The organism is [Brevibacterium] flavum (genome assembly GCF_019317305.1).
GTDB classification, from domain to species: domain Bacteria; phylum Actinomycetota; class Actinomycetes; order Mycobacteriales; family Mycobacteriaceae; genus Corynebacterium; species Corynebacterium glutamicum.
Map to the genome: position 1 here is coordinate 1,882,371 of NZ_CP079240.1, position 25,498 is coordinate 1,907,868.

Here is a 25,498-nt window from a genome sequence, read left to right on the forward strand (position 1 = left end):
TTCTAGAGTCCAGCCTGGTTTGTGGTGGATCCTTGCCCTGGAAGCTTTCAGGATTCACAACTGCCCCACCGGCCCCAAAAGTGAGGGCCCCTAAAATCGCACCCAGCCGCCTGAATGACCTCAATCCATATATCGACCCATCTTGAGCACTTCGACCCCTTAAAACGCTTTTTAGGAAGCACGCAAAAACACCTATGAGCGTTAACCCATAGGTGTTTTAAATTGAGCGGATGACGAGACTCGAACTCGCGACCCTCACCTTGGCAAGGTGATGCGCTACCAACTGCGCTACATCCGCATGAACATTGATTAAAGAGGTTGTTCGTCCTCTTGGTGCGCGATACTGGGATTGAACCAGTGACCTCTTCCGTGTCAGGGAAGCGCTCTCCCGCTGAGCTAAACGCGCCAGAACTGCGAGGTGGAAACGGGAATCGAACCCGTGTGCACGGTTTTGCAGACCGTTGCCTCACCACTCGGCCATTCCACCGTGGCATAAATTTGCCTTTAGGTACGTGGTAAACATACCAGAGCGGATGACGAGACTCGAACTCGCGACCCTCACCTTGGCAAGGTGATGCGCTACCAACTGCGCTACATCCGCATGAACATTGATTAAAGAGGTTGTTCGTCCTCTTGGTGCGCGATACTGGGATTGAACCAGTGACCTCTTCCGTGTCAGGGAAGCGCTCTCCCGCTGAGCTAAACGCGCGGGACATTTCATCGATTGGCCCGGTGAAATGAGAGCGGATGACGAGACTCGAACTCGCGACCCTCACCTTGGCAAGGTGATGCGCTACCAACTGCGCTACATCCGCATGCACTACTTAGAACTTGTTCCTGTTTGTTCCGTTCTGTGCGGTGCTGGAATAACTTTAGACCGAACGCTCCCTCGAACACAAATCCCCAAGTCAATGCCACAAAAGCACAGGTAAAACCCCTAGTGAAAACCCACTTTCCAAATCACACGGATGTTATTTCGCAGGACAGCAAAGAAAACCTCGAATATTTGACCAATGCTCATCGCTCCAGATTCAGAAACGTGGTGACATCCGATTTCCATCTATTAGGTACAAGAATTTCTCTTCCATATAGAAGCTGGGTAAAAAATTGAACCGATTATGAATATTCAAAACTTCCGTGTTAACTTCTAAGCACACCGCAAGGTCCTATGGCTCAGTGGAAGAGCGTTCCGTTCACACCGGAAAGGTCGCTGGTTCGATCCCAGCTAGGACCACAACTAAACCCCCTGTAAACAGGGGGTTTTCGTCGTTTCATGACTATCTATAGCTTCTTCAGCTTTTCAAGGGATGAAGGTTCCAGCTCCTCGATTAACGTCAGCCAATTCCAACCATGGTTGCCACAGTTGGGAGGAAAAATACGATGAGAGCTCCCCCGATGATGTCAAAGCTAATTCCAGTGCGGATCATTCGAGCAATGGATACGCAGCCCGAACCGTAGACGATGGCGTTCTGCGGTGTGGAAATCGGAAGCATGAACCCAAATGAAGCACCGAATGTAGCCGCCATAGCCGGGATAACTGGATCAATACCGGCCGCTATGGCAAGTGGAACCACGATGGGAACGGTAACTGCTGCCGCTGCGGTATTACTCGTAGTTTCAGAAATTAGGTGTCGATGCAGCAATACGGAACTTTGCCAATGTGTTTGAACAAGCTCTCGGGCTCACCACCCTTGCACAAACAGCTGGAGCGGGCGCAGCGGGGGGGGCTTGGGTTTCATGGCAATGGCGTTGTTGTCTGCAGAGATGCGCTCCGGCGTGGACATGATTCTTAATGAAACCGGGGGTGAAAAGATGCTTGCACAGGCAGATTTAGTCATCACTGGAGAAGGACGCATTGATGCACAGACCCTCAGCGGAAAAGCTCCTACTGGAATCGCCAAACGGGCACGTGCGAAAGGAATTCCAGTACTGGCGGTTTGTGGGCAGAGCCTATTGGATCCAGCAATCTCAAATGAGCTATTTGAAGACATCTACAGCCTTACCGATTTCGAATCTGACATCAATGAATGCATTCGAAACCCGCTCCCAATTTTGGAAGGTATCGGTTTTAACATCGCCAAACATCATCTGAGTTAGCGATATTTCAGCAAACCGATGCTATTCGATGAGCCAGACAGCGCTCTGATCTTTCATCCGAGAGATCAGAGCGCTGTCTTATTCCTAAGAAATGGCCTGCAGCGGGGAGCACTCCCCGCTTTTGCGGTACTTCCATTTTGCCTGCTTTACGGTGAAGTTCATCAGCTACAAAGCACATGCCAGATAGCTGAAAAGGAAACCACTCCCCTCCTCGGAAAGCAGGAACCATTTTCTCATTCACACATCCTCTCACTATCACTGCAGTAACCATTGCAATGGCTTCCACTGCGGTGCTGGCTGCGGCATCACCAGCATCTGCAAAATGCGTGGATCCTAATAGACAGCAGGTCGGCCCACTTCTTGTTCAGGCTTCAAGTGAAAACACCAGCAGGGTTGATGTATGCAGCCAGATCGATCTCGGTACTTACTGGGAAGGAATCGACGGTCACACAGGAAAGTTCGGCATTCTCAACTTCAAGTACGCGGACAATAAGTTCTTTGTCCTGCACATTGAAGATGTCACGGGTCTTGGCCTAGGTTCCTCCAATCAGAACCCCACTGGTACCTTTGGATAACACCATTCCGTGTGAACAAGCTGGCCTAGACTTGAAACATGGTCGATATCTTGGAACTCATCGGTCCCCTACCTTCTGTGTCTACGCCAGAGTTAAGGGCAATCGTCGTGACTGCTATTAATGGCTCTACCACTATTAATGGCACGTCTGGTCAGCTTGGAAATTCCACGGATACGGAACTTCTGTTGGCGCTTCGCAGGTGGTCGGACGTGGTGTTGGTTGGGTCGAGCACGGTGAAGGCTGAAAATTATGGTGGCGTGGAGGTTTCGCCTGAAATCCAGAAGCAACGCCAGGAGTTGGGTCAGGAAGCGATTCCGCCGATTGCGGTGATGTCAGGGTCGTTGAATTTTGATGTGGATACCCGCTTTTTCCATGAGGCGGAGGTGCCGCCGATCATCATCACGGATAATTCCGATCAAACAAAGCAGCAGAGGTTGGTGGATGCTGGGGCTCAGGTTATTGAGGTGGAGACATTGACGGCGGAGGTTGGCGTCGAAAAGCTTAGGTCTTTGGGTTACGCCCGCATTGATTGTGAGGGCGGTGCAACGTTGTATGGGCAGATGTTGGCCGCCGATCTTGTTGATGTGTGGCATCACACGATTGATCCGACGTTGTCGGGCAGCGTGGAGCGCCCCACGGTGAAGGGCGGCGATGATGCGCCGCGCCGATTCACGTTGGAGCACGTCTTTGTCGATGATGACAGCACCCTATTCTTGCGGTATAAGCGCGCCAAGTGAGTGTTGGACTCTCCGGATCTGCTGGGGATTCGCTAGATTAGTCTCGTGAGTTTCTCCCCGGTAGCACCTTCTATATCAGCCCCCACGCCGCGTCGGAGCAGGTGGGATAGCATCGGCAACGCAGTCGCCTGGCCGTTGGCCATTTTATTAATGGCGCACCGCTTCTTCGTGCTTGCGATTAACGGCGCGGTCACCGACGATTTCACGACGGTTTATAGTGCTTTACGACGTTTCGTTGAAGGTATTCCGGTCTACAACGAGGTCTACCACTTCGTCGATCCGCACTACCTCTATAACCCGGGCGCCACACTCCTATTGGCACCATTGGGATATATCACCCATTTCACGTTGGCTCGGTGGATGTTCATCGCGGTGAACCTCCTTGCCATTGTTTTAGCGTTCGGGCTGCTGACCAGACTCTCCGGTTGGGCGCTGCGCAGCATGGTGTGGCCGATTGCGATCGCCTTGGCGATGCTGACAGAAACCGTGCAAAACACCCTCATTTTCTCCAACATCAACGGCATCCTGCTGCTCATGTTGGCGATTTTCCTGTGGTGCGTGGTGCACAAAAAATCCTGGTTGGGCGGACTAGTCATTGGTTTGGCCATTTTGATCAAACCCATGTTCCTGCCACTTCTCTTCCTACCTTTGGTGAAAAAGCAATGGGGATCGCTCATCCTCGGCATTTTAACCCCAGTGATTTTCAATGCAGTGGCCTGGTTCTTAGTTCCGGGAGCATCTGAATACGTCACCCGCACGATGCCCTACCTTGGTGAAACTCGAGATTTTGCCAACAGCTCACTCCCAGGCTTGGCCATCTATTTCGGAATGCCCACCTGGATGGAAATCACCTGGTTCCTCATCTTCGGCGCAATGGTCGGCCTCGCAGTGCTGGCACTCCTGAGATTCCGTAACACCGAGCCATACTTCTGGGCAGCAACCACCACCGGTGTACTCCTGACTGGCGTATTCTTCCTGTCCTCACTGGGACAGATGTACTACTCCATGATGATCTTCCCTATGATCTTCACCCTGCTCGGAAGCCGATCCGTATTCCACAACTGGGTTGCCTGGGTCGCCGCCTACTTCTTCCTCTCCCCTGACACTTTCACCTCCCAGCGACTACCCGATGTAGCCCGCTGGATGGAATTTTTCAGCGCCACCATTGGTTGGGGACTATTGATAGTGGTTACATTTGTCTCGGCGCTAATCTGGTTTATTGGTGATATCCGAGCCAAGGGAACTCCGAGCTCACCCATCACCACTGATCCACAGCACGACCATCTTGAGAGGACAGCATGACAGACTTCAAACTCATCAGCGATACCGAGTGGCGCGAACGCCTCACCCCGCAGGAATTCCATGTCCTCCGCGAAGCCGGCACCGAACCACCTCACGTCGGTGAATACACCAACACCACCACCGAAGGTGTGTACTCCTGTCGCGCCTGTGGCGAAGAGTTATTCCGCTCCACCGAGAAGTTTGAGTCCCACTGCGGTTGGCCTTCCTTCTTCTCCCCACTTGCTGGCGACAAAATCATTGAGAAGGAAGATCTTTCCCTCGGTATGCGCCGCGTTGAGATTCTGTGCGCGAACTGCGGCTCCCACATGGGTCACGTCTTCGAAGGCGAAGGCTACGACACCCCCACCGATCTTCGTTACTGCATTAACTCCATCAGCTTGAAGCTGGAAGAAAAGCCAGTTTCCTAAGCTTCCGAGCACGAAACGAGCCTTGGCCTTATGGCTGAGGCTTTTTCTCATTCTGGCGCTATTTAAGAGGCCCAATTTTTGGGATGGGTTCTTGTATGGATTCAGTGCGTTCAGGCGCTTAGACGCGATTCTGAGAGGGCACTTTTCATGGGCACCGGGGCAGGATTTGGGGCGGACCAAACGAGAGTGCCCACGGAACTGCTTTTTGGCGATCGTGGGCAGATGTGACCGGTTTTTACGACCTCAAACCAAACAGGAATGCCCACCAACTTCATTTCTAGGATTCGTGGGCATTGTGGTTTGGTCTGGGCCGATGAGGGGCCACTTTCTTCGGGTTCAAACGCCGTTTCTGTGCCGCCCAAGGCTGGCCTAGTGAAGGAAACCAAAACTCTCCCTGCCGAATCGGTCCTTGGTCTAAAACGACACTAATCCTCTCAGTGTCAGGTCAGTGGTGAACCACCATCCTTAGCAAGGAGTTCATCATGTCCATCCCCTTCTCAGTCCTTCAGGACTACCTGGATCTGATCAGTCCCGAAGCCTTACCCCAGATCCCACAGCCCCCGGCCCCTGCCCCCACAGCACCCCAGCTACCACCGGCGCCGGACCCACACAGCATCGAGTGGCCGATCTTCCCACCAGATCGAATCTCCGCCAACGGGCGACGCTACTACGAGCCACAAACACGACTCGAGTTCATGCGGATCTACACCACCCTGCCGCACGGCTACCGCCAGCCCTTCCTCACAGCCAACAACATCGGCCACTGCACCGTTCGAACCTGGCTAGCAGCAATAAGCACCTTCAGCCGGCTTCCCCATGCTTTTGATGATGCCCACCGCTTCGGGATCGAACGCACCACCCCAGTCGACGATGTCACCACACTAACGGCTGATGACAAACGTGACCTGGTCATAGGATACTTAGCTCAACCACACGGTCAGGGCCAGCAATTCCTCACGTTTTACCAACTCCGTAAGCACACCATCATGGCCTGGTGCGCCGCTATGACCGACGGGGACTTAGACGCTGATATCTCACCCCGCAAGATCGGGTTGATGACCACCCGAACCGTGGTCGAAATCGTTCGACTACGCCACATGATTGCCCAACAACTAGAAAGAGCCACGATCATGGAAAACGAGTACCTCAAAGAAATCGCAGCGCTGAAGAAAGAACTCGCGCACTACAAGCAAAAAGACCATCAGAATCAAATGGTGATCGATATCTTGGGAAAAGCTATTGGGACCAGGCCCAATCCTGGCGAGGGCTTAGACGAGGAGGACGCCACCTAAACGTGGATGAGCAACGCGCCTTTGATCAAGGACTCAAGGAAGAAAACACCTTGATCACAGATCTCACCACCTGTGCCAGGCTGAGCCATAACAAGGCATTACGGCTGATCAAGCTGTCGAAATCAACGGCGTATTACCGCAACAAGCGCGTCCCTGTCCTGCACCGAAACCTGTCCTGCAGGCCGTGCCAGCACCAACAGCACCTGGTGTGGAACTAGCAGCACCTGGTGTGGAACCCACACCAGAGCCTTGGCAGGGAAAGGAGCCAGCAGTGTCGTCGGTGCGTCAAGCGTTGGCAGAACACGAACGCCAGTTCATTGTTGATGCGATCACCGCGTACCCACAACTGAGCGTTAGTGGGGTGTTTAACATGTTGTTTAACAAAGGCATCTACCGCGCATCACTACGTACATGGTGGCGTGTTGCCAAGCAGCACAAGTTGTTACACAAAGACCGAGTCAATGCCCTGTCCCCGGTGAAACGATCACCAACGCCACGGGTTAAGCCGAGGTTGGAAGCAACACAGCCTGGTCAGGTGGTGTGTTGGGATGTGACGTTCTTGCCGTCGCTGGTACGTGGTAAGACCTATGCGTTGCATCTGGCGATTGATTTGTTTTCCCGCAAGATTGTTGGGGCGAAGGTCGCGCCGACGGAAAATACCTCCACCGCGGTGGAGTTGTTAACGCAGGTGTTAGCGGATAATCCGGGTGTGGTGACGGTGCATTCGGATAATGGGTCGGCGATGACATCGACGAGGGTGCGGTTGTTAGCGGATCATGGTGTGGCGTTGTCGTTGATTCGGCGCGGGTGAGTGATGATAATGCGTTTGTGGAGTCGGTGTTTCATACGTTGAAGTATCGGCCGTTTTATCCGAAGGTGTTTGCATCGATGGATCAGGCCCGGGTGTGGGTGGAGGAGTTTGTGGTGTATTACAACACGGTTCATCCGCATTCTGGTGTGGCTGGGCATACTCCACAGTCGGTGTTTGATGGTAGTTGGAGGGCGGTGCATCGGTTGCGTGTGCAGGCGTTGGATGCCCATTACCGGCAGTTCCCGCAGCGGTATGTGGGGCGGCCGGTGGTTCAGGAAGTTGCTGGTGTGGTGCGTCTTAATGGTGCGCGTGATGATGGGTCTGTACAGGAGAGGGTTGGTGGTGTAGCGTCGCTGTTAAGTGCTTGAGTTAGCACGTGTTCTTATCGCCCCCCTGGTTCACAAACCCCTGGCAGCGAGCGAATCAGGCCTTGAACCTTGCATTTCAGACCAAACCTCCCCCCAGAAACTGGCTTCCTTGGTCTCAACTGCAACTCTCCCCAACAAGAGAAGAGCCCTGGACCATTAGTCCAAGGCTCAATCGTTTAGAAAAGCAGCTTTTAAGGAAGAACCTTAATCAGATCTGCAATGTCGACGCGCTGTCCAGAAATAAATGGCAGCTCCTCACGGACGTGGAGGCGAGCCTCGGTGTAACGCATCTTGTGCATCAAATCGACAATGCGGTGCAACTCATCAGCCTCGAAAGCCAGCACCCATTCGTAGTCACCCAGTGCGAAAGCCGGCACAGTGTTGGCACGAACATCTGGGAATTCCACAGCAGCCTGTCCGTGCTCGCGGAGAATGCGGGAACGCTTCAAGGGCTCCATGATGTACCAGTCGTAGCTGCGCACGAACGGGTAAACAGTGATCCAATCCTTTGCTTCTTCACCCATGATGAATGAAGGCAAGTGAGCCTTGTTGAACTCAGATGGACGGTGGAGAGCGTTTCCGATCCAGAAGACCTCAGAAACCTGACCCAAAATGGTGGTGCGGCGGAAATCAGCGAAGGCCTTCTGAATGTCTTCGAATTCTTCTGCGTGCCACCAGATCATGTAGTCAGCGTCTGCGCGCAGGCCGGAGGCGTTGTAAATGCCACGGACAGTGACTTTGCCTTCTGCTTCAAGGTCGGCGAAGAACTTGGCTGCTTGCTCAGTGACTTCTCTGCGATCATCATCGAGCGCTCCAGGAATAGCACGGAACACCGCCCACTGAGAGTAGCGCTGCAGTTTGTTGAGCTGTTTAATATCGAGCTCGCTCACAGGGTAACTTCCTTTCGTGGATCTTTGCCAGTGTCAGTGGCCAGACCCTTTAGCGAATGAATCGTAGTGTCGGCTCTGCCGGCATGTTCCAACAACATGTTCCAACAAAACGCGCACCCAGTTATCCATCATAAGTTTGATTGCAAAGTTTTGGGTAAACACCCCTCGTTAAGTCCCCCTGAATTGGATAATTAGCAGGAGTGAAGTTGCATCAAAGGACAAACATAAAATAAACGGCGCGCCTCCCCAGAGTTACCCCAATAATTAGTAAATTGCAGATTGTGATCGATTCCGAAGCGACCTCTCAGCACAAGACCTCAGCTACCCCGGCAGAGAGCACTCCCGCGGAGTTTTCCGAAGCGGTTGAGTCTATGCACAGAGCGCGCCTGCGCCCAGAACTTACTTTGGGCACGATTAGGCCGCCTCAGCGCCTGGCGCCGTTTTCGCACGCCATTGGACTCGAAGTCGGAAATCAAGAAGAGTCAGACGATGTCTCCACCAACAGCGAAGGTGATTCCTTCGGTCGTTTGATTCTGCTCCATGATCCGGGTGCCGAAGAAACCTGGGAAGGAGCAATGCGCCTTGTCGCCTATATTCAAGCTGACATGGATCACGCTGTTGCTTCCGACCCGCTATTGCCGGAAGTAGCGTGGCAATGGCTTAACGAAGGTTTGGAACAAGCCGGCGCAGGATTTACCAACCTAGGCGGAACCGTAACCTCCACAACCTCGGTGCGCTTTGGTGAAATCGGTGGACCGCCAAGTGCCTACCAAGTGGAAATGCGTGCGTCCTGGACCGCGACTGGCACCGACCTCACCGCGCATGTTGAAGCGTTCGCAGCAGTGCTTGCCTCTGTTGCTGGACTTCCCCCAGAGGGCGTCACCGAACTACGAAGGTAGATTGGACACCATGGTTTCCGATCTTCTTCAACCCCGCGACGGCATTCCGCCTTTGCTATCTACCCCTGGTGAGTTCACTGCTGCAGCAGATCTCTTGGCTAGCGGAACTGGGCCCTTCGCCATTGATACGGAACGCGCGTCCGGTTTTAGATACGATGACCGCGCATTTTTGATTCAGATCCGGCGCCGTGGCAGCGGAACTCTCCTCTTCGACCCGGAGCAGGTCCGTCCTGAATTAACTCAGGCGTTAAAGCCGGTGCTCAATGGTCAAGAGTGGATTATTCACGCAGCAAGCACCGATTTGCCGAGCCTTGCGTGGCTTGATCTTCACCCCGGATTACTCTTTGATACAGAACTTGCAGGCCGCCTAGCCGGATTTGATCACGTTAATCTCGCTGCCATGGTGGAGCAAATTTTTGATCTCCACTTGCTCAAAGGCCACGGTTCGGAAGATTGGTCCAAGCGTCCTCTGCCGGAATCTTGGCTCAACTACGCAGCACTCGATGTGGAGATGCTGCTGGAGCTTGCCGATGTCATGGCTGAAATCCTGGATCAGCAGGGAAAACTCCCCTGGGCTGAACAGGAATTTGTCCATATTGTGGATCAATTCGCCACGATGACCGAGCCTGCAGAAACGTCCTGGCAGGACCTTAAAGGGCTGTCCACTCTCAAACGACCAGACCAATTGGTTGTGGCCCGTGAAATGTGGTTGGAACGCGACTCTTTCGCAGCCTCCCGCGACCTGGCGCCCGGTAAAGTGCTGTCCAACAAAGTCATCGTGGAAGTCGCCCGTGTTCTCCCCCGCACCCCGGCAGAATTGGCACAGGTCAAGGGCTTCCCCGGACGATCCCAGGGTGCCACCAAACGCTGGCTCCGCATCATCACCCGGGCGCTCAAATCCCCTCGCAGGAACTGGCCAAAGCCTCAGCAACGCAAGGACGGCATCCCAGATCGTCGCACGTGGGCGTCCTACTACCCAGAAGAGCACGAAGTGCTCCAAGAGATTAGAGCGCTTATCGACGACCTCGCCGCCGACATCAACGTTCCCGGCGAGAATATCCTTCAGCCTTCAACTCTGCGGGTAGCTGTGTGGATGGCTAAACACACCGGCGAGATCCATAATGCTGAAACACTCAACGCTGTACTTCGCGATTATGGTGCCCGCCAGTGGCAAATTGACCAGACTTTTCCGATTCTGTCTGCCAACTTGCTGAAGCTCTAAACCTAAAGCCCGCGGCTCAGGCTGCGGGCTTCGGTGCAGGGCGGCGTCGATAAGCAGGATTTTATTCCCCAAACAGGGAATCCAGCCATCCAACAACAGTGGTTTCAATGCCGTCGGCGTCGAGGCCATAATCGGCGAACACTTCACTGCGGGACGCGTGATCCAGGTACTTCTGGGGCACCGCGATTTGTCGGCGAGGGGTATCCACCTCAGAAGCGTTAAGCGCATCAGAGAGCAAGGATCCCACGCCGCCGTGGATGACGCCGTCTTCGATGGTGATCACGAGGTCATGATCATCAGACAGCGCGACCAAGGACTGCGGGATGGGGACAATCCAGCGGGGGTCAACAACCGTGACGTTCACGCCGTGCTGTTTAATCCTGGAAGCAACCTCTAGTGCGACAGTTGCGCGCTCGCCCACTGCAACAATCAAGACTGAGGGCGCATCGTCTTCAGTGGCATCTTCATATGCGAGGACATCCACGCCGTCTTCCAAGGTGTCGATAGCAACAATTGGAGTTGGCAAGTCGCCCTTGGGGAAACGCACAACTGTGGGGCCATCATCGATGGAAATAGCCTCATTGAGCAGCTCACGCAAGGAATCCTCATCACGTGGTGCCGCCACCTGCACGCCTGGAACGATCGAGGTCAGCGCCATATCCCAGACGCCATTGTGGCTCGCTCCATCCGAACCCGTGACACCTGAGCGATCAAGCACCAAAGTAACAGGCTGGTTGAGCATGCCCACATCCATGAGCAGCTGATCAAAAGCGCGGTTCAAGAACGTGGAGTAAATAGCCACCACAGGGTGTTTTCCACCCAATGCGAGGCCTGCGGCAGAAGTTACCGCGTGCTGCTCAGCAATGCCGACATCAAAGAATCGGTTGGGGAAATTGGCTTCGAACTTGGACAGACCGGTAGGACCTGCCATCGCGGCGGTGATGGCAACAACGTTTTCATTCTGCGCACCAATCTTGACCAGCTCATCGCTGAACACAGAGGTCCAACCGGGCTTTGATGCAGATTTAGGAGCTCCTGTGAGCGGATCGATGACGCCCGTGGAGTGCATCAATTCGTCCAAATCCTGCTCAGCAGGCGCGTAACCACGACCCTTTTCGGTGACCATGTGCACGATGATGGGGCCATCATAATCATGAGCGTATTTCAGCGCATTGTCGACAGCTTTTTGGTTATGTCCATCAACCGGACCCACGTATTTCATGCCCAGTTCAGGGAACATTTCGGTGGGAATGACGGTGCTCTTCACACCTTCTTTAAATGCATGGAGCGCTTCAAAAGTACGCTCCCCTACCCATCCCATGGATTTCAGGGATGTCTTGCCTTTTTCCATGAAGCGATCATAGAAAGGCTGCATGCGAAGGCCCGCAAGGTTTTCTGCGAACCCGCCGATGGTTGGAGAATAACTCCGGCCATTGTCATTGACAACGACAACAACTTTGCGGTCTTTAGCAGCAGCAATATTGTTCAGTGCTTCCCAACACATGCCGCCAGTTAGAGCGCCATCACCAACGACAGCAACGACACTATGCGTGGTGTCGCCATCCAACTGCTTGGCTTTAGACAAACCATCCGCATAAGACAAGGCCGCCGAAGCATGCGAAGACTCAGTCCAATCGTGCTCACTTTCAGCACGGCAGGTGTAACCAGAAAGGCCATCTTTTTGACGCAAAGAATCAAAATCTTTAGCGCGACCCGTCAGGATCTTATGCACATAGGACTGGTGAGAAGTATCAAAGATGATCGGGTCTTGAGGCGAATCGAAAACTCGATGAAGACCGATGGTTAATTCCACTACGCCCAAATTTGGACCTAAGTGGCCACCAGTTGCTGCGACTTTATCGACCAGGAAAGTTCGGATTTCTTTGGCAAGAGCGTCCAAATCCTCATCATTAAGGGCCTTTAAGTCAGCAGGTGTTGAAATACTGTTCAGAATTCCCATTGGCGCGAGTCAGACACCTTTGCTTCTCGGATGCGGACGGTTGTACAAGTATCGGGCTGGCGACACTTTTGTGCAGGTGACAAAACAAATGTGCACCTGCGGTGTTGGAGCTATATTACTCTGTCTCGATAGCCAAGGCTTAATCCGCCTTAGGAAACGCGGACAAATACACCAATAGTCTCAAAGTGGTGAGTTCCAGGGAACGCGTTAAAAACAGCCAATTGATCCATTTCGTAGCCGTTGAGCTTCCAATCGGCAACGTCGCGAGCGAAAGTCGCCGGGTCACAACCAATGTGGATAACCAGCTGAGGCTTAGCCTCCGCGATGCTCTTCAACACGTCACTGCCTGCACCGGTGCGAGGAGGATCCAAAACAACCACGTTTGGCGAAGGTAGTTGGGACGCCATGCCCTCTACCCGACCAGTGTGGAAAGTGACAGGCAAACCAGCCAACGCCTCTTCGCCAGCCTCCGCTGAACCTGGGGACAGCTCCACAGAGTGGACAGCTGCCTGCAGCTTGCTGGTGATAATCGGCGCGAACAGGCCGACGCCGCCATAAAGGTCCCACGCAACAGGGCCACGCTTATCGACGTCAACCAGTTCCAATCCGGTTAACGCTTCGGCGATGAACTCTGAATACGCCGCAGGGGCCTTGGTATGCGCCTGCCAGAAGGAAGAAACTGGGAACTTCCAGGTGTAATCGCCTACCTTCTGCTCCACCTCGCCAGTGCCTTCCAGCACCTTCAACACAGTTTCAGTACGACGACCACGAGGAGCCTTACGGGATTCCACAACGTGGCGCTGACCCGCATCATCAATAGCTGCAATGATCTCCACGCCAGGGGTGAAACGACGAGCACCCTCACCCACAAGGCCCTCAAGAAGCTCTGGCACAACCTGAGAACACGCAACCTCAGTAACCAACTCATTGGACTTCAGCTTGCGGAACCCGGCGCGACCAGACGCATCAACGCCAAGGCGGACGCGGGTACGCCAACCAGCTGTTGGCTCCAGATCATGAAGCTCAAATTCAGGAAGCTCATCGATTCCACCGATGCGCTCCAACTGATCACGAAGCACGCGGGACTTGATCTCAAGCTCCACAGTTGGGTTGAGTTCTGCATAGTCACAGCAACCAGCACCTGCTGCCGCTGCTGGGCAACGAGAATCGACACGATCAGCAGACGCGGTGGTTACCTTAACCACTTCACCGCGTGCCCACTTCTTCTTCAACTGTGCGATTTCTACATCCACGACATCGCCGGGAATGCCACCTTTCACGAAGATGACGCGGCCATCGTGGTGTCCGATGCCTTCGCCGCCGTGAGCCGGCCTGAGCACCTCAACGGAGATGATGTCGCCTTTGGCGAGTTCGACGGTGTCAGTCATGTGAGTGTAGTCCTCGTTTCACTTGAAAAAGTTTCTGTCCCGTTACTTGGAGCGGGACAGCGCAAAGAGTTTAACCCTACTCTGCGTTGGGGGTATTTCCCTGATCGGGGTTCTGATCTGGGGTTCCGTCACCTGCTGCAGGTTGCTGTGTTGCGTTTTGTTGAGCCGCGTTTTGCTGCGCTGCTCGCTGAGCCATGGCCTGCTGAACCTGCTCCGCCAGCTGCTTTGGAAGTGCCACTGGAAGTGGGCTGCCAGCCAGGATTGGGGCGTCGCCACGGTTCACAAAGGTACGAGCAATAACTTCCCGACCAAGATCGCGCATATCGTCGGCGCGATCGGATGGGCTGATCATGGTCATGCGCAGCATCCATCGTGGCCCATCTACACCTGCGATGCGGATCTTGCGGTCGTTCGCCTCACCGACGACTTCCCTGCCCCATGGGCCTTTTTCCACATGCACGGTCAGGCCGTCGCGACGCATGCCTTCAGCAATCTCCTTGGTGGCTTCGCGCCACTGTCCTGCGGAAGTTGGTGCTGCGAAAGCCACTGGGGTGATGCGACCAAATTGGGTGACCACGTGGAGCATGCGGGGGCCTTGCTCGCCCATTTCCACTTGTACTTCAGAGTTTTGTGGAAGTGGAACCTGAATGGAACCAAGATCTAGGACGCCTTTGGAAAAGTCCGAGAAATCAAAATCTTGGATGTTGACGGAACCAGCATCAAAAGGTCCCATATCGCCGTTGATGGCGTCATGTACTGGATCGGGTTCACCTGCTGATGGATCTTCATCCAAGACAGGCTGCTCGCCCAGGGAGCGCAGAGCTTCAGGCACGGACGCCTCAGCGCTGTCTGCTTCTACCGGAGCCTCAGGAGCGGCAGGTACCTCAGATACCTCAGGCGCTGCCGGGGTCTCGTCGACTACTTCTTTTTTCTTACCAAAAGGCCACAGAGCCATGAGATTCTTTTCCGTCCTTTGCTTTCGCGTTTCTAATCCGTTCCAGTGTAGGAGGATTGTGTATTCCTGCCACCCGATTTAAGCAGTTAGGGTGGATTTAGGCTGTTTTTCCGGTGGAACCGTATCCCTGGTCACCGCGCACGGTGTCGTCTAATTCTTCGACTTCTTCGAAATCCACAAGTTCCACCTTTTGGATCACAAGCTGCGCGATGCGGTCGCCACGAGTAATCATGATGGGCTTTTCTGGATCAAGATTGATCAGGCAGACCTTGATCTCTCCGCGGTAATCAGCATCAATGGTTCCCGGCGCGTTGACAATGCTGAGGCCTTCGCGTGCAGCAAGACCCGAACGGGGGTGAACCAATCCGACGGTTCCCAAGGGCAAAGCAATTGCAATGCCAGTGCCGACGATTTCGCGATGTCCCGGAGCAATCACAGCATCTGTGGTGGCATGAAGATCAACGCCAGCATCGCCACGGTGAACGCGCTTAGGCAGTGGAAGTTCTTTATCGAGTCGGACAATTTTAATAGCTGCTAAATCAGTCACAGTTTTTAGCGTACCTACCCTGCGGGAAATGACCTTAAATGACCCGTGGGATAGGATTGTCTATTGTGACTGATTCCCGACAATCTGATTCTGCATCTTCTGCTCCCTCCAGCAATAGCGCTGATGGAGTAACCACAATTTACAGGGAACGGCAGTGGGTGCCTTGGTACTGGTGGCTAGCTATGGCGTTTGTGGTCGCCCTGCTCACCGCCCAATTTGGTCTCAACCGAAACGAATATTGGATCTATATTCCAGCTGTGTTGTTGTCCATTGTTGGCGTGTGGGTGCTGGTCTCAATGTCCAATACGGTGATCACCGTCGAGCAAGACGCCGATGGCACCAGGTGGCTGATCGCAGGCCAAGCAAACTTACCGTCCGATGTGGTGTCACGCTCTCTAGCGGTGCCTGCAACGGCAAAGCGTAACGCGATGGGTCGACAGCTTGACCCGGCAGCCTTTGTGGTTTCCCACGGTTGGGTGCCAGAAATGGTGATGTTAGTACTTGACGATCCTGAGGATTCCACACCTTATTGGCTCATCGGTTGCAAGGACCCAGAAGCGCTGTTGCGTGCTTTTGTTCCTGAACAAGCCGATGCTGCGCTAGCGGATTTCCGCTAGTCGCTCTTCTTCATCTCGCGGTTGCCCTTAAATCGGCGATCGCGAGTTTTTTCTTTGTTGAGCAGTTCTGATTAGAGGTTTCTTCCAACCGAAGTCGGAATCTGCTCCCCTGTCTGCTTCATATCGTCGAGTACTTCAGCGACTAAGTTCCGCAGACCAGCCTCAGCTTCCTGCTGATCAGAAAACAGCCAAGACAGTGAAGGAAATTCGGCCACCGTAGCGAGAAACTCCTGATCGTCTTCAGACCAGGACACTTGGTAGGTGTGGTTGGTGATGTTCATGAAGGCCAGACCATTTCTCTCACTCGGATTTTCGGGTCACCTGGACTTAACCCGACTATAGCGACCTAACTACCGCCTCTGGTTGCTTTCAATGAAGTCTTACATCAGAACCCAAGCTCTCGAACAAGAAACCCCGTTTACCTCAACTGGTAGACGGGGTTAGTTAATTTCCAAAGCCACATACGTGGCCGGAATTATGCACAGTCAAGGCAGATGATGGATCCATCTGGCTCGACGTGTGACTTGCGGTTGTTGCGCTGTACAAGGAAGCAGCTTGCACAGGTGAATTCATCCGCGCGGCGTGGAACAACGTCTACGTTGAGTTCTTCGCCGGAGAGATCAACGTTGGGGATCTCAAAGGACTCGACGATTTCGCCATCGTCGTCCATGTCGCTGTTCGCGTTTTCTACTGCCTTCAAACCTTCGAGAGAGTCAGTCTCTAGTTCGTCTTCTACACGTCGACGGGGTGCGTCGTAATCGGTAGCCATCTTTTGTTCCTCCCGAGTGGGTGTCGTTCACTAGCCGTGCACGAACGCTTTTGCGTTGTGCAGCTTCATGCGCGCATAGTAAAGGAGTTTTTCCCTCTTGTCATACTGCCAGGTCAGAGGGGCAAAATTCGGGGTTAGTTTGAAGATGGTTTAACGGTCTAAAGCCTTAAATGCGCCGACTACATCAAAATGGGCGTTGGCGTCGTCGAAAACTCCGGGGGCAGCGCCGAAGCAAATCTCTCCAGAGGAGCCTGGAATGGAGAGCCCTGGGGCCCGCACAAAGGCGCCCGCTTCAGCGGCGATAAGGCTGCCAGCTGCGAAGTCCCAGCAGTTCAGGCCATGTTCGTAGTAAATATCTACTTGTCCATCAGCGAGGTGGCACAGGTCCAAAGCGGCGCTTCCCATGCGGCGAATGTCGCGCACAGTAGGCAAGATTTTTGTTAATAAATCGGCTTGGAGGGAGCGTCGTAAAGCGGAATAGCTGAACCCCGTAGCAACCAGCGACTCACTGACCACGGTGGCTGCTGAGGCCTTGAGCGGCACGATTTCATCGCGCTCGGGCAGATATTTGGTGGCACCTTCGTGGCGCGCGGCGGTGTACAGCACCCCGGTGACCACATTGATCACAGCACCTGCCACGACCTCGCCGTCGATCGCCGCAGCGATCGAGACGGCGTATTGGGGCAGGTCATAAAGGAAGTTGACGGTGCCGTCAATGGGGTCGACGATCCAGGTAACTCCGCTTATCGACGCCGTCCCCGTCCCTTCCTCGCCTATCAACCCGTCTTTAGGCCGAAGTTCCTGCAACCTATTGGCGATAAAATCTTCAGCCAAAGTATCTACTATCGTCACCGGATCGACTGTCGAACTTTTGGTGTTGGTGTATTCCCACAAATTGGTGAGTTCAGCACGCTTATCCCTGATACGTGCAGCGGTAAGCGTGGCAGTTTCCGCGGCGATGGCACGCAACTCATTAAACGATTGTTGTTCCATAAGACCATCATCGTTGTTTTTTTAGAAAATTGCCTGCCAAAAGCCGAAGTAATTTGTACACTTGGGCGCATGACTGAGACTGGATTTGGAATTGATATCGGTGGCTCCGGCATCAAAGGCGCCCGCGTTAACCTTAAGACCGGTGAGTTTATTGATGAACGCATAAAAATCGCCACCCCGAAGCCAGCAACCCCAGAGGCTGTCGCCGAAGTAGTCGCAGAGATTATTTCTCAAGCCGAATGGGAGGGTCCGGTCGGAATTACCCTGCCGTCTGTCGTTCGCGGGCAGATCGCGCTATCCGCAGCCAACATTGACAAGTCCTGGATCGGCACCGATGTGCACGAACTTTTTGACCGCCACCTAAATGGCCGAGAGATCACCGTTCTCAATGACGCGGACGCCGCCGGCATCGCCGAAGCAACCTTTGGCAACCCTGCCGCACGCGAAGGCGCAGTCATCCTGCTGACCCTTGGTACAGGTATTGGATCCGCATTCCTTGTGGATGGCCAACTGTTCCCCAACACAGAACTCGGTCACATGATCGTTGACGGCGAGGAAGCAGAACACCTTGCAGCAGCAGCCGTCAAAGAAAACGAAGATCTGTCATGGAAGAAATGGGCGAAGCACCTGAACAAGGTGCTGAGCGAATACGAGAAACTTTTCTCCCCATCCGTCTTCATCATCGGTGGCGGAATTTCCAGAAAGCACGAAAAGTGGCTTCCATTGCTGGAGCTAGACACTGACATTGTCCCAGCTGAGCTGCGCAATCGAGCCGGAATCGTAGGAGCTGCCATGGCAGTAAACCAACACCTCACCCCATAAGTTATCGAAAGGTGATTTTTGCCCAGGGTCTTGATTCACAACGCGCCTTGCTGTAGGAAAAACAGGCCCCTTTGTGACATCGGCGCAGTTGTTCAACTATAATGGAACGCTGATCGTGGACAAGAGTTAACCATGAGATTGATTCACCCCTTTAAGCCTCCAAAGAAGTAGTTGACTCAACGCATTTCGGCATTTAAAAAAGCCGAGAGCAAATGAGACTTTCCAGGAGAAGGCACCAGGGACATGAACAATTGATCGGCTGACCAACTCTATAAGAGATGCACCTCAAGTTTGGGGATACTTATTCGGCGTTTCTGGGGAACAAATACGTTTCCCTATTGTTGTATATAGGTATTCGCACTTAAGAAACATCTCTCATGGAAAGAAGCTAGGCGGAAAGGGCGTTAAGTACTTGCCATTTAATCCTCAGCATCACTCGGATCAGTCGGAGATGTCGATGAAAATGCACCAGGAGCCGTGGAGAGCAGCATGGTAGAAAACAACGTAGCAAAAAAGACGGTCGCTAAAAAGACCGCACGCAAGACCGCACGCAAAGCAGCCCCGCGCGTGGCAACCCCATTGGGAGTCGCATCTGAGTCTCCCATTTCAGCCACCCCTGCGCGCAGCATCGATGGAACCTCAACCCCTGTTGAAGCTGCTGACACCATAGAGACCACCGCCCCTGCAGCGAAGGCTCCTGCGGCCAAGGCTCCCGCTAAAAAGGTTGCCAAGAAGACAGCTCGCAAGGCACCTGCGAAAAAGACTGTCGCCAAGAAGGCCACAACCGCCAAGGCTGCACCTGCAACTGCCAAGGACGAAAACGCACCTGTTGATGACGACGAGGAGAACCTCGCTCAGGATGAACAGGACTTCGACGGCGATGACTTCGTAGACGGCATCGAAGACGAAGAAGATGAAGACGGCGTCGAAGCCCTCGGTGAAGAAAGCGAAGACGACGAAGAGGACGGCTCATCCGTTTGGGATGAAGACGAATCCGCAACCCTGCGTCAGGCACGTAAAGATGCCGAGCTCACCGCTTCCGCCGACTCTGTTCGCGCTTACCTGAAGCAAATCGGTAAAGTTGCCCTGCTGAACGCTGAACAGGAAGTCTCCCTGGCAAAGCGCATCGAAGCAGGCCTTTACGCCACCCACCGCATGGAGGAAATGGAAGAAGCTTTCGCAGCCGGTGACAAGGACGCGAAACTCACCCCAGCCGTCAGGCGTGACCTCCGCGCCATCGCTCGTGACGGCCGCAAGGCGAAAAACCACCTCCTGGAAGCCAACCTTCGTCTGGTTGTCTCCCTGGCAAAGCGCTACACCGGCCGTGGTATGGCATTCCTGGACCTCATCCAGGAAGGCAACCTCGGTCTGATTCGTGCCGTAGAGAAGTTCGACTACTCCAAGGGCTACAAGTTCTCCACCTACGCAACCTGGTGGATCCGTCAGGCAATCACCCGCGCCATGGCCGACCAAGCACGAACCATCCGTATCCCAGTCCACATGGTTGAAGTGATCAACAAACTTGGTCGCATCCAACGTGAACTCCTTCAGGAACTCGGCCGCGAACCAACCCCACAGGAACTGTCCAAAGAAATGGACATCTCCGAGGAAAAGGTACTGGAAATCCAGCAGTACGCCCGCGAACCAATCTCCCTGGACCAAACCATCGGCGACGAAGGCGACAGCCAGCTCGGGGACTTCATCGAAGACTCCGAAGCCGTCGTCGCAGTCGACGCCGTCTCCTTCACCCTGCTGCAAGACCAGCTACAGGACGTCCTAGAGACCCTCTCGGAACGTGAAGCCGGCGTGGTTAAACTCCGCTTCGGACTCACCGACGGAATGCCACGCACTTTAGACGAAATCGGCCAAGTTTACGGTGTCACCCGTGAGCGCATCCGCCAGATTGAGTCCAAGACCATGTCTAAGCTGCGCCACCCATCACGCTCCCAGGTCCTTCGCGACTACCTGGACTAAAACCCCAGTCGAGCTCAAGACCGGGCCACCACTGTTTTCCTCTGCGGGGAACGGTGGTGGCCCGGTTTTTCTGTTGCTTTGGTTCGGCTGGTCACAGTTCGGCTGGTCACAGTTCGGCTGGTCACAGTTCGGCTGGGGTGTTTTAAGTTTGATTTCACATTGCCGATTTCTTAACGCCGAGTTCTCGGATTCGAGACCTTACCTGCAATTTCACGGTTACAATTTCTCGTTATCACTTTCGCGTACTCAATTTCTTATGTTCAATTTCGGTCGGAAAAGTGCCATTTTCCGACATCACCTTGAGAAATTGAATACAAGAAATTGAGCGCAAGGTATCGAACTTGAGAAATTGAGCTTTAGCACTCACTCCCCTGTTTGATGAAGTCAGCAAAGCCAAAAGACGACTTCACATCTCCGACTTCTTAACAGCGACTTCTCGTGGCTGACTTCGCTACCTAAACCTGAGTTTCCTTAGCGAAGTCGTGTGATGAGAAGTTGAGTATGAGAAGTCAGCACACGTGAAGTCGCCTTTTCTCCCCGGCGCGCTCGGAGTAGCGTGAAAGGTGGAATGGAGCGAGGTGGGACGGCGCATCCCTTGGACTTTTCCCTCACTCATCTGGAGGCGCTGATGTGGAAAGGAGAAGGCTAGCCATGTTTATCAAGGTCATGCCGGAACCAGGCCTTGGTGGACTTATCCAGCGATTCATGCAGTGGATTAGTTGCATGAGTTTCGGCGAGTGCATGGTCATCCAGTAGCTAGAAAAGGCGCTCACCTCCAAAGCTTTGGAGGTGAGCGCTTTCTTGTTCGACTCGGCTAGTTGCCTTGAGTGTATTTGTCGGAGGCTTTGTCTAGTGGAGTTGTGCCAGGAATCTGTGGATTTGCAGCTGGGGTTGGGAGTTGTTTAGGTACGTAGGGATCTTGGAGTCCTTTTTTGCCGTAGGCGATGTAGCGGTGCATTGATTCGAATGGGCCTCGTTTGCCAGCTAGTTCGAGACCGTATGCTCCGATGAGGGTGAGAAGCCATACGCAGGTGGCTACGCCGGCTTCGGCAAGTATTCCTCCACCTTGGCCGAGTCCTAAGGTGTAGGTTTGCGTGAGGATCAGGAACAGGATGGATTGTCCGACGTAACCGCTCATGGATCGGGCACCGAGGGCTGCGATCATTTTGATGGGAAGTGGGAGGTGCCCATTTCCTTTGTTGATTTTTCTTTGTAGTGGCTGGACGAGCAGTGCCACTGCTGCAACGATGCCTGGTCCTGTCAAAGAGCCAACAGCTTGATTGAGACCGCTAAAGACCGTGGCTGTCTGTGCAGAAAATACTCCAATTTCGGCTAGTCCCCAGGGGACGCCAATCAGGACTGCGATTGCGATAAAGATCCACGTTGCAATCCATAGGGGTTTTCTAAATTCATCGACCCGAGAGAGGACTCGGTGGCGTGCTGCGATGTAGCCAACAATCATCACTGGCATGAGCATGAGGATTTCCACAGGAACTGATCCGATTTGAATTGGAACAGAGAGCAGACCCATGCCTAGGTATTCCAGGTAGGAATCAAAGGTCAGGTCAAGGCTAGCCATGGTATCAGTGGACACACCGAAGGACAGAGGTAGAACAACTCCGAGTGTGATGCCAACGATGACATAGATTGCTGACATGGAACCTGCGATCCACCACAGTGTTTTGTCTTTGAGGGTCATGAGCATGGCAAAAATCATGCCTACGACACCGTAGAAGAACATGATGTCACCCCAGAAGAGAAACACCATGTGGATGACGCCGAAGAGTGCGAGAAATCCGTATCGCCGAAGCAGCACTCCCCTGGCTGCTGTGTCGGGGTATTGACGTCGCCAGAGGCTGTACACGATCATTCCGACGCCATATCCAAGAAGCGTGGAGAACATCGGTAGGCCTCGGACATGGATGAACATGGCGGAAAAGACAGCGTAGATCTTTTCAAAGATGGAGTCATGAACAATGCCACCAAGTGAGGCCGCTGTGGATCCCGCAGGAGCAGCAATCCATGCTGTGGAAACGTTGGCCAGCGCAATGCCGAGCAGTGCGATACCTCGGGCAATATCTGGTGAGAGGATTCTGGTTTTCTGTGCAGTGCGCACGGCTTTGGTGTGTGTCGTTGGCGCTGAGTCAGACATACTTTCCTTAATACAAACGCTGGCTATCTCAAATGGAGAAAAGAAAACCCTATGACTTTTAGCTGTCACAGGGTTTCCAATCAAATTAAGCGAAGAGCTCTTGAATGCATTGTTCTTGAGCCGCGGGATCCGTGAGCGTTGCACACTCAGAAAGTCCAGAACTGCTGAAAACAACGAGTATCAACTTGACGCCAATCGCAAGGAGGATCAAGGTCAGAATCGACAGGATCAGACCGGTAATGGCAAAGCCCTTGCGCCTGTTTGCTGGTACGAAGTTCTTTGCTTTCACCAGCGCGATAATGGCCACGATGACGCCTGCGAGAGCGAGGAATGGAGAGAGGAAAGCACCAAATACAGTCACCAGAGTTACGATGGAGGCAATACCTAAGCCGAGTGCCCACGCTGCTGCGGTGTTCTTTGGTGCATTCAGAGGTGAGTTTTCAAAGCCTCCGGTATAGCCCGATCCGTAAGGATCTTGATATCCAGACTGCTGTGCTCCAGAAGAAGGCCCAAACGATTCCCCGTAAGGCGCTCCGTAGGGTTCCCCCTGGTTGGCGTTGAACGGATCATTCGAGTTTCCGCCATTGTTGTTGGGTTCACCATAGGGGTAATTCGGAGTGGTCATCAGCTGGCCTTTCCATCGACGTGGTTCAATAAATGCTGCACAAAGCTATGTATTTTTATGCCCAGACAAGGATACCCTCAACACCTTGAGCAGATGTTGAGGGTATGGATATTGCAACAAAAATGTTATGTGTTACCACTTTCGCAGGTAGTCAATGCGTGCCCGGAGTTGTTCGGCGCTACAAAGTGCCGTTGGTGGGCCACCGCAGTGTTTACGTGCTTCGGTGTGGATTGCGCCGTGTGGGCGGCCGGTGCGTCCAGAGGTGATAGACACGATGGTGTTGAGTTCTTTGCGCAGGCGCGGGATCTCATCACTGGCTACTTCTTCCACGGGTTTTTCGTGGATTTCGGCTTCGCGTTGCTGTTGTTTTTCCAATTCCTTGCGGCGTTTTTCGGCAGCGTCGCGGGCGTCGAGTTGTTCTTCTTGGCGTTTGCGGAGAAGCTCACGCATTTGTTCTGCGTCCAACAGTCCTGGGAGTCCCAGGTAGTCGGCTTCTTCGGCGGAGCCAGAGAAAGTGCCGGTGCCGTAGGTGGAACCGTCATAGATGAGGGAATCTAGTTCGGCTTCGGCGCCCAAGGATTCGTACTTCGGCATGTCATCCGGTTCGGATTCCTTGCGGTTGGCTTCTTGGAGGAGTTCATCGTCCCATCCTTCTTTGGGGCGGTGTGGTTTTCCAAGGACGTGGTCGCGGGAGACTTCCAGCTTTTCTGCGAGTTCCAGGAGTACTGGTACCGAAGGCAGGAACACGGATGCAGTTTCACCGGGCATGCGTGATCGCACGAAGCGGCCAATTGCCTGAGCGAAGAACAGTGGTGTGGAGGCGGATGTGGCGTACACACCAACTGCGAGACGCGGGACGTCCACGCCTTCTGACACCATGCGCACGGCGACCATCCACTCGTCGGTGGAGGCAGAGAATTCATCGATGCGCTCGGAAGCTCCGGCTTCATCGGACAAAATCACGGCCACGGGAGTAGATGATAAGGTGCCCAAGATTTTGGCGTAGGCACGCGCTGTCTTGGTGTCTGAGGCGATCACCAGACCACCTGCATCGGGAATGTTTTGGCGCAGCTGCATCAACCGGGTGTGGGCAGCTGACAACACGGCTGGGATCCAGTCACCTTTGGGGTCTAGTGCGGTACGCCAGGCTTTGGCTGTTTGTTCCGCATTGAGCGGTTCGCCCAACCGGGCTGCGTACTCTTCACCTGCACTGTCCCTCCAGCGTGCTTCACCCGAGTAGGCCAGGAAGACAACTGGGCGGACGACGCCGTCGGCAAGCGCTTCCGAATAACCGTAAGTGTGGTCGGACTTGGAAACCAGATGGCCTTCGTCGTCTTCCTGATAGCGCACAAATGGAATTTGTGAATCATCAGAACGAAACGGTGTACCGGTCAGCGCGAGGCGGTGCTCTGCATCGCGGTAAGCCTGGCTGATGCCGTCGCCCCAGCTCTTGGCGTCGCCGCCGTGGTGGATCTCATCCAAGATCACTAAACTGCGGCGTGCCATGGTCAACTGATAGTGCTTGAACGGGTGCATGGACACCTGCGCATAGGTCACACAGATGCCGTCGTATGCGGGATTAATGCTGCCGGAGTTTTTAAACTCTGGGTCCAGCGCCAACCCCACTCGGGCGGCCGCCTGCGACCACTGCACTTTCAGGTGCTCGGTGGGGACCACAACGATGATGCGGTCAACAGTGCGGGATGCTTTTAGTTCCGTGGCTACGCGCAACGCAAACGTAGTTTTACCTGCGCCGGGGGTTGCCACGGCGAGGAAGTCACGGGGTTTGTTTGCTAGAAAATTATCCAGAGCTGCGCGCTGCCACGCTCTTAGATTAGAACTCACTTCTTACGCATGCCCTTAAAGATTCGCTCACAGTCCGGGCACACTGGGGAGCCTGGCTTTGCTTGTTTGGTAACTGGGAAGGTTTCGCCGCATAGGGCAACAACCATGCGACCACTAACGGCGGACTCCACGATTTGGTCCTTCTTCACGTAGTGGAAGAACTTCGGGGTGTCGTCGCTTGTCGCGTTATCTTCCCTGACATCGGGACGTTCAATGGTCTTTGTTGTTGTTCTCACTTAACCCATCATGCC

The 25,498-nt window shown here is 53.8% G+C and carries 26 protein-coding genes, 7 tRNA genes and 1 pseudogene; 15 read left to right on the top strand and 19 right to left on the bottom strand.

All coding sequences use genetic code 11. The features are described 5' to 3' along the window. Window positions 1-225: 225 nt before the first annotated feature. From KW808_RS09050 to KW808_RS09075, 6 genes are all read right to left on the bottom strand, one after another. Window positions 226-298, bottom strand: a tRNA-Gly gene (locus KW808_RS09050). Window positions 299-331: 33 nt separating this feature from the next. Next, window positions 332-406: transfer RNA gene (locus tag KW808_RS09055), tRNA-Val, on the bottom strand. Window positions 407-416: 10 nt separating this feature from the next. Beyond that, window positions 417-487 (bottom strand) — tRNA-Cys (locus tag KW808_RS09060). A gap of 41 nt (window positions 488-528) precedes the next feature. After that, a tRNA-Gly gene (locus KW808_RS09065) sits at window positions 529-601 on the bottom strand. Window positions 602-634: 33 nt separating this feature from the next. After that, window positions 635-709 (bottom strand) — tRNA-Val (locus KW808_RS09070). Between the two features lie 33 nt (window positions 710-742). Then, window positions 743-815 (bottom strand) — tRNA-Gly (locus KW808_RS09075). Window positions 816-1,162: 347 nt separating this feature from the next. On the opposite strand from KW808_RS09075, the gene KW808_RS09080 reads away from it, so the two are divergent. After that, window positions 1,163-1,234, top strand: a tRNA-Val gene (locus KW808_RS09080). Window positions 1,235-1,334: 100 nt separating this feature from the next. On the opposite strand, the pseudogene KW808_RS09085 reads toward KW808_RS09080, so the two are convergent. Next, window positions 1,335-1,628: pseudogene (locus tag KW808_RS09085) on the bottom strand (anion permease); the annotation flags it as partial. Between the two features lie 109 nt (window positions 1,629-1,737). On the opposite strand from KW808_RS09085, the gene KW808_RS09090 reads away from it, so the two are divergent. From KW808_RS09090 to KW808_RS09130, 9 genes are all read left to right on the top strand, one after another. Further along, window positions 1,738-2,097 (top strand): glycerate kinase, encoded by a 360-nt coding sequence (locus KW808_RS09090; protein ID WP_003859871.1) that lies wholly within the window; start codon window positions 1,738-1,740, stop codon window positions 2,095-2,097. 275 nt (window positions 2,098-2,372) lie between these two features. Beyond that, window positions 2,373-2,672 carry a hypothetical protein gene (locus KW808_RS09095; protein ID WP_003859870.1) on the top strand — a complete coding sequence of 100 codons (300 nt, stop codon included), beginning with the start codon at window positions 2,373-2,375 and terminating at the stop codon, window positions 2,670-2,672. A gap of 38 nt (window positions 2,673-2,710) precedes the next feature. Next, a complete protein-coding gene (locus KW808_RS09100; protein ID WP_003859868.1) occupies window positions 2,711-3,409 on the top strand; it encodes a pyrimidine reductase family protein in 699 nt (232 codons plus the stop codon). Window positions 3,410-3,454: 45 nt separating this feature from the next. Then, window positions 3,455-4,711: an arabinofuranan 3-O-arabinosyltransferase gene (gene aftC / locus KW808_RS09105; protein ID WP_193352738.1), complete on the top strand. Its 1,257-nt coding sequence runs from the start codon at window positions 3,455-3,457 to the stop codon at window positions 4,709-4,711. Beyond that, window positions 4,708-5,118: a peptide-methionine (R)-S-oxide reductase MsrB gene (gene msrB / locus KW808_RS09110; protein WP_003857328.1), complete on the top strand. Its 411-nt coding sequence runs from the start codon at window positions 4,708-4,710 to the stop codon at window positions 5,116-5,118. Before aftC ends, msrB begins: the two co-directional genes overlap by 4 nt. Window positions 5,119-5,600: 482 nt before the next feature. Continuing rightward, window positions 5,601-6,410, top strand: coding sequence for a hypothetical protein (locus KW808_RS09115; RefSeq protein ID WP_034983451.1), 810 nt, complete (start codon window positions 5,601-5,603; stop codon window positions 6,408-6,410). Window positions 6,411-6,412: 2 nt separating this feature from the next. Then, a complete protein-coding gene (locus KW808_RS09120; RefSeq protein WP_499651905.1) occupies window positions 6,413-6,628 on the top strand; it encodes a hypothetical protein in 216 nt (71 codons plus the stop codon). After that, the gene (locus tag KW808_RS09125) at window positions 6,595-7,221 is read left to right on the top strand and encodes a transposase (RefSeq protein ID WP_499651972.1); all 627 of its coding nucleotides are present in this window, start codon (window positions 6,595-6,597) and stop codon (window positions 7,219-7,221) included. The genes KW808_RS09120 and KW808_RS09125 overlap by 34 nt, the downstream gene beginning before the upstream one ends. Further along, a complete protein-coding gene (locus tag KW808_RS09130; RefSeq protein WP_499651974.1) occupies window positions 7,218-7,589 on the top strand; it encodes an integrase core domain-containing protein in 372 nt (123 codons plus the stop codon). Before KW808_RS09125 ends, KW808_RS09130 begins: the two co-directional genes overlap by 4 nt. A gap of 191 nt (window positions 7,590-7,780) precedes the next feature. On the opposite strand, the gene hemQ is transcribed toward KW808_RS09130, so the two are convergent. Further along, complete coding sequence (gene hemQ / locus KW808_RS09135; RefSeq protein ID WP_003859864.1) at window positions 7,781-8,479, bottom strand: hydrogen peroxide-dependent heme synthase; 699 nt, start codon at window positions 8,477-8,479, stop codon at window positions 7,781-7,783. A 281-nt stretch (window positions 8,480-8,760) separates the two neighbouring features. On the opposite strand from hemQ, the gene KW808_RS09140 reads away from it, so the two are divergent. Together KW808_RS09140 and KW808_RS09145 are read left to right on the top strand one after the other, a co-directional pair. After that, the gene (locus KW808_RS09140; RefSeq protein ID WP_003859862.1) at window positions 8,761-9,378 is read left to right on the top strand and encodes a DUF3000 domain-containing protein; all 618 of its coding nucleotides are present in this window, start codon (window positions 8,761-8,763) and stop codon (window positions 9,376-9,378) included. 10 nt (window positions 9,379-9,388) lie between these two features. Beyond that, entirely contained in the window at window positions 9,389-10,600 is a 1,212-nt protein-coding gene (locus tag KW808_RS09145) for a ribonuclease D (RefSeq protein WP_003859860.1), read from the top strand. Window positions 10,601-10,661: 61 nt separating this feature from the next. Here the strand turns inward: KW808_RS09145 and dxs are convergent, their stop codons facing one another. The 4 genes from dxs to dut all read right to left on the bottom strand — a co-directional run bounded on the left by dxs (window position 10,662) and on the right by dut (window position 15,450). After that, window positions 10,662-12,560, bottom strand: coding sequence for a 1-deoxy-D-xylulose-5-phosphate synthase (gene dxs / locus KW808_RS09150; protein ID WP_003859858.1), 1,899 nt, complete (start codon window positions 12,558-12,560; stop codon window positions 10,662-10,664). 149 nt (window positions 12,561-12,709) lie between these two features. Further along, window positions 12,710-13,948, bottom strand: a complete 1,239-nt coding sequence (locus tag KW808_RS09155; RefSeq protein WP_003857336.1) for a class I SAM-dependent RNA methyltransferase — start codon at window positions 13,946-13,948, stop codon at window positions 12,710-12,712. A 76-nt stretch (window positions 13,949-14,024) separates the two neighbouring features. After that, window positions 14,025-14,903 carry a DUF3710 domain-containing protein gene (locus KW808_RS09160; RefSeq protein WP_003859857.1) on the bottom strand — a complete coding sequence of 293 codons (879 nt, stop codon included), beginning with the start codon at window positions 14,901-14,903 and terminating at the stop codon, window positions 14,025-14,027. A gap of 97 nt (window positions 14,904-15,000) precedes the next feature. After that, window positions 15,001-15,450, bottom strand: coding sequence for a dUTP diphosphatase (gene dut, locus KW808_RS09165; RefSeq protein WP_003859855.1), 450 nt, complete (start codon window positions 15,448-15,450; stop codon window positions 15,001-15,003). Window positions 15,451-15,515: 65 nt separating this feature from the next. Between dut and KW808_RS09170 the strand changes: the two genes are divergently transcribed. After that, window positions 15,516-16,067, top strand: a complete 552-nt coding sequence (locus KW808_RS09170) for a DUF3093 domain-containing protein (protein WP_003859852.1) — start codon at window positions 15,516-15,518, stop codon at window positions 16,065-16,067. Between the two features lie 71 nt (window positions 16,068-16,138). On the opposite strand, the gene KW808_RS09175 is transcribed toward KW808_RS09170, so the two are convergent. The 3 genes from KW808_RS09175 to KW808_RS09185 form a co-directional block, all read right to left on the bottom strand. Beyond that, window positions 16,139-16,348: a hypothetical protein gene (locus KW808_RS09175; RefSeq protein WP_003859850.1), complete on the bottom strand. Its 210-nt coding sequence runs from the start codon at window positions 16,346-16,348 to the stop codon at window positions 16,139-16,141. Window positions 16,349-16,542: 194 nt separating this feature from the next. Continuing rightward, window positions 16,543-16,836, bottom strand: coding sequence for a DUF4193 domain-containing protein (locus KW808_RS09180; protein ID WP_003857344.1), 294 nt, complete (start codon window positions 16,834-16,836; stop codon window positions 16,543-16,545). Window positions 16,837-16,986: 150 nt separating this feature from the next. Further along, window positions 16,987-17,829 (bottom strand): inositol monophosphatase family protein, encoded by an 843-nt coding sequence (locus tag KW808_RS09185; protein ID WP_003859848.1) that lies wholly within the window; start codon window positions 17,827-17,829, stop codon window positions 16,987-16,989. A 69-nt stretch (window positions 17,830-17,898) separates the two neighbouring features. Between KW808_RS09185 and ppgK the strand changes: the two genes are divergently transcribed. Together ppgK and KW808_RS09195 are read left to right on the top strand one after the other, a co-directional pair. Next, complete coding sequence (ppgK, locus tag KW808_RS09190) at window positions 17,899-18,651, top strand: polyphosphate--glucose phosphotransferase (RefSeq protein ID WP_003859845.1); 753 nt, start codon at window positions 17,899-17,901, stop codon at window positions 18,649-18,651. 489 nt (window positions 18,652-19,140) lie between these two features. Next, window positions 19,141-20,625: an RNA polymerase sigma factor gene (locus KW808_RS09195; protein WP_003859843.1), complete on the top strand. Its 1,485-nt coding sequence runs from the start codon at window positions 19,141-19,143 to the stop codon at window positions 20,623-20,625. 814 nt (window positions 20,626-21,439) lie between these two features. Here KW808_RS09195 and KW808_RS09200 read toward each other — a convergent pair. The 4 genes from KW808_RS09200 to KW808_RS09215 all read right to left on the bottom strand — a co-directional run bounded on the left by KW808_RS09200 (window position 21,440) and on the right by KW808_RS09215 (window position 25,483). Continuing rightward, a complete protein-coding gene (locus KW808_RS09200; protein ID WP_003859841.1) occupies window positions 21,440-22,777 on the bottom strand; it encodes a DUF418 domain-containing protein in 1,338 nt (445 codons plus the stop codon). An 85-nt stretch (window positions 22,778-22,862) separates the two neighbouring features. Next, complete coding sequence (locus tag KW808_RS09205) at window positions 22,863-23,402, bottom strand: hypothetical protein (RefSeq protein WP_003859840.1); 540 nt, start codon at window positions 23,400-23,402, stop codon at window positions 22,863-22,865. Between the two features lie 132 nt (window positions 23,403-23,534). Beyond that, window positions 23,535-25,247, bottom strand: a complete 1,713-nt coding sequence (locus tag KW808_RS09210) for a DEAD/DEAH box helicase (RefSeq protein ID WP_003859837.1) — start codon at window positions 25,245-25,247, stop codon at window positions 23,535-23,537. Beyond that, window positions 25,244-25,483 (bottom strand): DUF3039 domain-containing protein, encoded by a 240-nt coding sequence (locus KW808_RS09215; protein WP_003857359.1) that lies wholly within the window; start codon window positions 25,481-25,483, stop codon window positions 25,244-25,246. Before KW808_RS09215 ends, KW808_RS09210 begins: the two co-directional genes overlap by 4 nt. Between the last annotated feature and the right edge of the window lie 15 nt (window positions 25,484-25,498).